At 56.4% G+C, this 6,917-nt stretch carries 5 protein-coding genes and 1 pseudogene; all 6 read left to right on the top strand.

Annotated features, from left to right (window positions below):
- Window positions 1–194: 194 nt before the first annotated feature.
- The 6 genes and pseudogenes from IEY43_RS07345 to IEY43_RS07320 all read left to right on the top strand — a co-directional run bounded on the left by IEY43_RS07345 (window position 195) and on the right by IEY43_RS07320 (window position 6,869).
- On the top strand, window positions 195–1,508 hold the full coding sequence (locus IEY43_RS07345; RefSeq protein ID WP_188947948.1) for a nucleotide sugar dehydrogenase: 1,314 nt from the start codon (window positions 195–197) through the stop codon (window positions 1,506–1,508).
- Window positions 1,509–1,537: 29 nt separating this feature from the next.
- Window positions 1,538–2,164: an acyltransferase gene (locus IEY43_RS07340; RefSeq protein ID WP_188947947.1), complete on the top strand. Its 627-nt coding sequence runs from the start codon at window positions 1,538–1,540 to the stop codon at window positions 2,162–2,164.
- Entirely contained in the window at window positions 2,161–3,258 is a 1,098-nt protein-coding gene (locus tag IEY43_RS07335; RefSeq protein ID WP_188947946.1) for a DegT/DnrJ/EryC1/StrS family aminotransferase, read from the top strand. Before IEY43_RS07340 ends, IEY43_RS07335 begins: the two co-directional genes overlap by 4 nt.
- A 2-nt stretch (window positions 3,259–3,260) precedes the next feature.
- Window positions 3,261–4,244 (top strand): Gfo/Idh/MocA family protein, encoded by a 984-nt coding sequence (locus IEY43_RS07330; protein WP_188947945.1) that lies wholly within the window; start codon window positions 3,261–3,263, stop codon window positions 4,242–4,244.
- A gap of 296 nt (window positions 4,245–4,540) precedes the next feature.
- Window positions 4,541–5,098 carry a YdcF family protein gene (locus tag IEY43_RS07325; RefSeq protein ID WP_188947944.1) on the top strand — a complete coding sequence of 186 codons (558 nt, stop codon included), beginning with the start codon at window positions 4,541–4,543 and terminating at the stop codon, window positions 5,096–5,098.
- 689 nt (window positions 5,099–5,787) lie between these two features.
- Window positions 5,788–6,869: pseudogene (locus IEY43_RS07320) on the top strand (IS110 family RNA-guided transposase).
- Window positions 6,870–6,917: the final 48 nt, after the last annotated feature.

Raw genomic sequence — 6,917 nt, 5'->3', positions numbered from 1 at the left:
TCGCACGGTCGTTGCTGGAGACTGGCGGGTTTAGACCGCGATTACACTCTCAATCCTGAAGAGCCGCTTTGGGTGAAAATTAAGGGGATGCGGGTATATGTAAACTGCGAAAAGGTTCGCTTTGAATTTTTTCGAGCGCGGGAAACGATCAGCCGCTGAAAGAGTTAGGGCTGTGCTCCTATATGATGAAGTCCATGCATATCGCCGTAATCGCCCTAGGTAAAATCGGGCTTCCACTTGCCGTCCAGTTCGCCGATTCCGGTCATGACGTGATCGGCGTGGATCTCAATCCGCAGACAGTTGATTTAGTCAATGCCGGTAAGGAGCCGTTCCCTGGTGAGGCTTTCCTGCAGGAGAAGTTGAGTGCTTTGGTGCCGGAGCGTCTACGTGCGACTACGGATTATGCCGAAGCTATTCCGAACGCGGACGTCGTGGTTGTCGTGGTCCCTCTGTTTGTCGATGACGCCACCTGGGAGCCGGATTTTACGTGGATGGATGCAGCGACGCGCTCCTTGGCTGAACATCTCACGCCGGGAACTCTGGTTTCCTACGAAACGACGCTGCCGGTTGGCACGACCCGCGGACGATGGAAGCCGATGCTTGAGACAGGTTCAGGCTTGAAAGAGGGGAAGGACTTCCACCTGGTATTCTCCCCTGAACGAGTGCTCACTGGGCGCGTATTCGAGGATCTTCGCAAGTATCCGAAACTTATTGGCGGGCTGTCGGCAGACGGCTGCCGCATTGGTCGGGAGTTTTACGAAGCGGTGCTGCAGTTTGACGAACGTCCTGAGCTAGGGCGTCCGAACGGGGTCTGGGATCTTGGCACCGCAGAAGCATCCGAGATGGCGAAGCTTGCTGAAACAACCTACCGAGACGTTAACATCGGCCTCGCCAACCAGTTCGGGCTGTTCGCCGCCGAGCAGGGGATTGACGTCTATCAGGTCATTGAGGCGTGCAATTCGCAACCGTACAGCCATATACATCGGCCAGGTATCGCCGTGGGCGGGCACTGTATCCCCGTATACCCACGGCTGTACCTTGCCACGGATCCGAATGCTGACATCGTCCGCACTGCGCGGTTGTTGAACGCCTCGATGCCTGAACGCCTGGTGAAGCAAGCCGAGGGTGTCCTCGGGACGTTGAAAGGCCAGCGGGCTGTGGTACTTGGTGCATCTTACAGAGGTGGCGTCAAAGAGACCGCGTTCTCCGGCGTATTCCCCACAGTTGATGCGCTACGTGATCTTGGTGCGATAGTCAGCGTCCAGGATCCTCTCTACAGTGATAAGGAACTAAGACGACTTGGTTTTGATCCGTATGTTACTGGTGATGAAGTAGATCTTGCCATCCTGCAGACCGATCATGCAGACTACCGCGACCTGATGCCATCGCAGTTGCCGGGCATCAAACTCCTAGTCGATGGACGCAACACGACCGATGCTGACCGATGGGCCGGGACCCCGCGAATCGTCGTCGGTACCGGATCCGTGCCGATGAGTGCTAAAGCATAGACAACAAATTACGCCCGACCTTTTCCTGAATGGAATCCGCTATCGCAAATCATCCCTCCTCCGTTCGAATCGTCGATTCTGCCGATGTATCCGCTGATGCCCTGCTTGGCGCAGGGACAAGTATTTGGCACTTGGCTCAAGTGCGCGAAGACGCGCGACTGGGTGCAAACTGCATCATTGGTCGCGGTGCTTACGTGGGTACGGGTGTAGTAATGGGAGACAACTGCAAGGTGCAGAACTATGCTCTTCTTTACGAGCCTGCTCGACTCGCCGACGGCGTCTTCGTAGGTCCAGCCGTAGTGCTAACGAATGACACCTATCCACGGGCCATCAACGCCAACGGAACTATTAAGACTGCCGATGATTGGGAACCGGTTGGAGTCACTATCGAGCGTGGTGCGTCGATCGGTGCACGTGCTACCTGCGTTGCTCCGGTGACTATCGGGCCTTGGGCAACTGTCGCTGCGGGTGCGGTGGTTGTAAAGGACGTGCCAGCCTATGCGTTGGTGGCCGGCGTGCCAGCACGACAATTGGGTTGGGTCGGTGAGGCGGGTCAGCCCCTCATAGCTGGAGAGAAACCAGGGATCTGGATCTGCCCAGTAACCAAAGAACGCTATATGGAAACAGAAACTACATTGACCAAGGAGAACGCATGAGCGAGTTCATTGTCCCTGCAAAACCTATTATCGGTGACGATGAACGTATGGCGGTTGACCGGGTGATGCGCTCCGGCATGGTGGCGCAGGGACCGGAAGTCGCCGCCTTCGAAAATGAATTCTCCGCACATTTCGTACCGGGCAGACCCTCAGTGGCAGTGAACTCCGGTACGGCTGGATTGCATCTGGGACTGCTCGCGGCTGGGGTTGGGCCAGGGGATGAAGTTATCGTTCCATCCTTTACTTTCGCTGCTACAGGGAATTCGGTGGCATTGACCGGGGCAACGCCAGTGTTTGTCGATATTGAGCCCGACACCTTTACCATGGATCCGGTCGCGGTCGCTGCGGCCATCACTCCAAGGACCCGGGGAGTCATGCCGGTTCACCTATATGGCCATCCGGCACGAATGCGAGAATTGGAACCGATTGCGAAGAAACATGACATCGCCATCTACGAGGATGCCGCGCAGGCGCATGGAGCTATGCTGGATGGTCGGCCAGTGGGTTCATTTGGAGAATTCGCAATGTTCAGTTTGTATCCAACAAAGAACATGACCAGTGGTGAGGGCGGAATGGTTACCGCGGCTTCCGACGAGGTCGCTCGAAAGCTTCGGCTGTTGCGCAATCAGGGGATGGAACGTCAGTACGAGAACGAGATTATCGGGTTCAATGCGCGGATGACTGACATCCATGCTGCGATCGGGCGGGTTCAATTGACTAAAGTTGATGCATGGACGAAGACGCGTCAAGCTAATGCGGCTTACTTGGATGCGAGCCTAGATGGTGTGACAGTGCCTCCGGTGATTGACGGCGCGGAGCATGTCTATCATCAATACACTATCCGTGTGCCTGAGGACAGGGACGGGTTTGTCGCGGCGCTCAAAAACGAATACAACGTGGGTGCGGGGGTGTATTATCCGATCCCTAACCATCGTTTACCTTCTCTTACTTCTTACGCGAATAATCTACATTTGCCTGAGACGGAGAAAGCAGCCCGCGAGGTACTGTCCCTTCCGGTGCATCCATCGCTTACACAGGAGGATCTGGATCGCATTGTCTGTGCCGTTAATACTCTGGCGAAGGCGGGTGCCTGACGATGGTGCTTCGCGCTGGCCTACTTGGAGTGGGCATGATGGGCCGTCACCATGCCCGAGTTTTACGGGAGGTTGAAGGGGTAGAGCTCGTCGCAATTGCTGACCCAGGTGGGGATCCCCATGGAGTTGCCGGGGGCTTGAAGATTCTGCCAGATACCGACGCCCTGATTGCAGTTGGTATTGACATTGCGGTAGTCGCGGTACCGACCGCTTTCCACGAGAAGGCGGCCCTACAGCTTGGTGCGGCCGGTGTGCACACGCTAGTGGAAAAGCCAATCGCGCATTCACTGGAGGCGGGTCAACGAATGGTGGACGCATTCCGGGATGCGGGGCTGGTCGGCGCAGTCGGACACATTGAGCGGTTCAACCCTGCGTTGCAGGAACTACGTCGCCGGATCGAGCGCGGTGAATTAGGCGCGCTCTATCAGATCCAAACTCGACGACAAGGACCTTTCCCCTCCCGGATTTCGGATGTAGGAGTAGCCAAGGACTTGGCATCACATGATGTCGACCTTACGGCTTGGGTGGTGCAGTCCGAATATGAATATGTATTCGCTCAAACGGCCTTCAAGAGTGGACGTGCTCATGAAGACATGATTGCTATTACCGGTCGCACCCAATCAGGCGTGATCGTCAATAACTTGGTGAATTGGCTCAGCCCAATGAAAGAGCGTCTCACCGTAGTTACCGGCGAGAAGGGTGCCTTCGTTGCGGATACCGCTACAGGTGACTTGACATTCTATGCCAACGGCACCATTCCTCTGGAGTGGGATACGGTTTCGTCTTTCCGCGGTGTCTCGGAAGGCGATGTCACTCGGTATTCATACCCTAAACGCGAACCATTACGCGTTGAACACGAGAACTTCCGCGACGCTGTCCTTGGCAGACCGTCTGACATTGTGACCATGGAACAGGGGCAACGTACCCTTCTGGTCGTTGAATCGGCACTTGAAGCAGCGAATAGCCGCTCTGTCTTGCAACTCTGAGCAACGCTTTGGCCAGCTGGTAGATCGTTATAAGCACGAGTTAGGGGCGATCTAAGGGCACTTATTAGTATCGTCTGTCCGATGCGTGGTAAAATTTTTTGTCTTTCGCAAACTACAGGGCTTTGTTGAGTCTCTGTAGTCTTCCTAGTTCTCATGCAGCGGCGAGGTGTGTATCAAGGCGCGAAAATATCTGTGATGGGTGATTCGACTTTCTATCCAATTACGAAGGCGACATGAGATTGACCCTTAGGACCTATTCCGGTCGTGACGGTAAGCATCGCAGAATCCGGTCCAGCATGCTGATCGTTCTTTTTCTTACTGCTTCCCTTTTCATATGGGTAGCGTTGGTAACTAGCAAGGTCCTTGCGCCTACTCCGGGAACTGAGAGACATGCCGATGCTGTGATTTCACTAGCTCCGGGTGATTCCCGCTTACCGACAGCGTTTCATTTATATTCGGCCGGCGAGGCCGACGAACTTGCCATTTCGTGGTTTCCTTCGCGCTTGAGCTATGGGATAGTCAAGCCCGAATGGGCCTTATTGGAAGACCTAAATTGCCGTAATGCCACTCGCGATGATATCCATTGCTTTACACCAGAGATCGATAGTACGTATGGTGAGGCCCTAAGCGTAAAAAAGTTGGTGGAAGAACGAGGATGGGAATCGATTACCGTAGTCACCAACCGCTACCATGTTTTTCGCTCAAAATTTATCTTCGAACACGTATTACCATCCACTGTCGATGTTGAAGTGATCGCCTCGCCGACTGACCTTCCTGTGATCGACTGGCTACGCCATGTCATCTACGAGAATGCGGCATTCGTCAAAGCGATATTCGAGACCTCGTTCGGATAGTTATGATGAGCTTAGGCACCACACAGGGATGATTTTCTACGCCAACTGGTGCTCCTGATGTCCGTCCTCGTAGGCATGGATTATGGATGCATTGAAACCAAAGCGCACCATAGGGTCTAGCTATTATGGGTGAGAAGAAGCACTGCGTAGAAATTTGTCCAGTTTCCGGCAGCGCGAATTCATGGGTAATCATAAATCACTGACTCCCGATCTCTATGCCGGAGTCAGCAGCGCGTGTTGATCTTGAGTTTGCTCCCAAATGTTGTTAGGAACCGGATGGGGAAAACCGTGACTAGTGCTTCCAGCATTGAGCTCCTCGCCGGTGGGAAGCCTCGCCGGTGGCGCCCGTGACTGGCAACTGGGGTTAGCCTGAATTAGTGGACTGTGAGTCTTGTAATGGCTGGTCTGGGATCAGCTGGCAAGGTAGGAACCGGGCCTCCCACGGCCGAGAGCATGACTCATAGTGGACATGACCCTCACGGTGTCATTCGGGTGAATCGTCTGCTCTCAGCGGTGGGCGGCCGGCGCCTGCCCGGCCCACCACGGTAGCCTGATCAGAAGACTGTCCACCCCAAAAGGGGCGTGACCCATCGCGGTGTTGCTCCGACGGTGACTTCTCTCCCGGACTGGTACCGGCCGCACCCGGCCGCATCTCCCATCCGTGAAAAATGAAAAATCACTCCAGCCGCATGTCCATCGTCTCGCAGAGCGTCGCCAAAACATACTCCCACATCATCGGCGTGGACACCCACGCGAAAAAGCACGTCTACGCCATCCTCGCCAATAGCGGTGAGCACATCGAAACCCGCGACTTCCCCACCACCGCGGCAGGCATCAAATGCGCCATCACCTGGGCCGGGCGCCGCACCGGAGCGGACGCCATCACTTTGTGGGTCATTGAAGGAGCCGCCTCCTACGGGGCCGTGCTCGCCGGCGCCGTCACCGAGGCCGCATACGCGGTCGCCGGGGCGCCATCCGGCTACCAGAAAATCGGACGCGGCATGGGCAAGACCGATCCTCTGGACGCCCAGCGCATGGCCACCGCCGTGCTGCCCATCGAGGTCCACAAGCTGCGTATCCCGCGGATCAATGACGGTGCCCGGGCCGGCCTGCGCGTGCTGGCCACCGCCCGGGAGACATGTTCGGAACCGAGCGCACCCGTTACGTCAATGCGCTGACCGCGCTGCTACGCGTCACCCTGCTGGGCATCGACGCTCGCAAACCCTTGAGCAATGCCCAGATCCTGCAGGTCGCCGCATGGCGCACCCGGGACGAGGCCATCGAGCTGAGGATCGCCCGCGCCGAAGCCGTGCGATTGGCCCAACGTATCGGCGAGCTGGACGCGCAGATCAAGGACAACACCTCCGAGATGACTTCGTTGGTCAAGCTCAGCGAAGGCAAGGAGCTGTTCGAGTTGAAGGGTGTGGGGCCGGTGGTAGCCGCGGTCTGCGTGGCCGCGTAGTCGCACCCCGGCAGGCTGCGCTCCGAAGCCGCGCTCGCGTCCCTGGCGGGCGTGAATCCTCTCCCGGCATCCTTGGGGAACACCATCCGGGATCTGTTGAACCGCCGTGGGGACCGGCGACTGAATAAGGCCCTGCACACCGCCGCGATGGTGCGGATGGCCCATGTCGAGGAGACCAAGGCCTACGTCGAGAAACGCACCGCCGAGGGCAAAACAGTCAAGGAGATCCGCCGGTGCATCAAGAGGTATCTTGCTCGTCGAATCTACAACATTCTTGAGACTGCTAATTTGTCATCGATCACGGCTTGACAGATATAGAAGATGCACTCGAATAAGCGGGATCAGCCGATCCCAGTT

Source organism: Glutamicibacter protophormiae (assembly GCF_014647495.1).
GTDB lineage: Bacteria > Actinomycetota > Actinomycetes > Actinomycetales > Micrococcaceae > Glutamicibacter > Glutamicibacter protophormiae.
The sequence above is the reverse complement of the archived record's forward strand: the minus strand, read 5'-3'. Positions and strand labels throughout refer to the sequence as shown.

Excerpts from the sequence above, each read along its gene's own strand:
- IEY43_RS07345 (WP_188947948.1), top strand. The coding sequence starts at position 195 with ATGCATATCGCCGTAATCGCCCTAGGTAAAATCGGGCTTCCACTTGCC.
- IEY43_RS07340 (WP_188947947.1), top strand. The coding sequence starts at position 1,538 with ATGGAATCCGCTATCGCAAATCATCCCTCCTCCGTTCGAATCGTCGAT.
- IEY43_RS07335 (WP_188947946.1), top strand. The coding sequence starts at position 2,161 with ATGAGCGAGTTCATTGTCCCTGCAAAACCTATTATCGGTGACGATGAA.
- IEY43_RS07330 (WP_188947945.1), top strand. The coding sequence starts at position 3,261 with ATGGTGCTTCGCGCTGGCCTACTTGGAGTGGGCATGATGGGCCGTCAC.
- IEY43_RS07325 (WP_188947944.1), top strand. The coding sequence starts at position 4,541 with ATGCTGATCGTTCTTTTTCTTACTGCTTCCCTTTTCATATGGGTAGCG.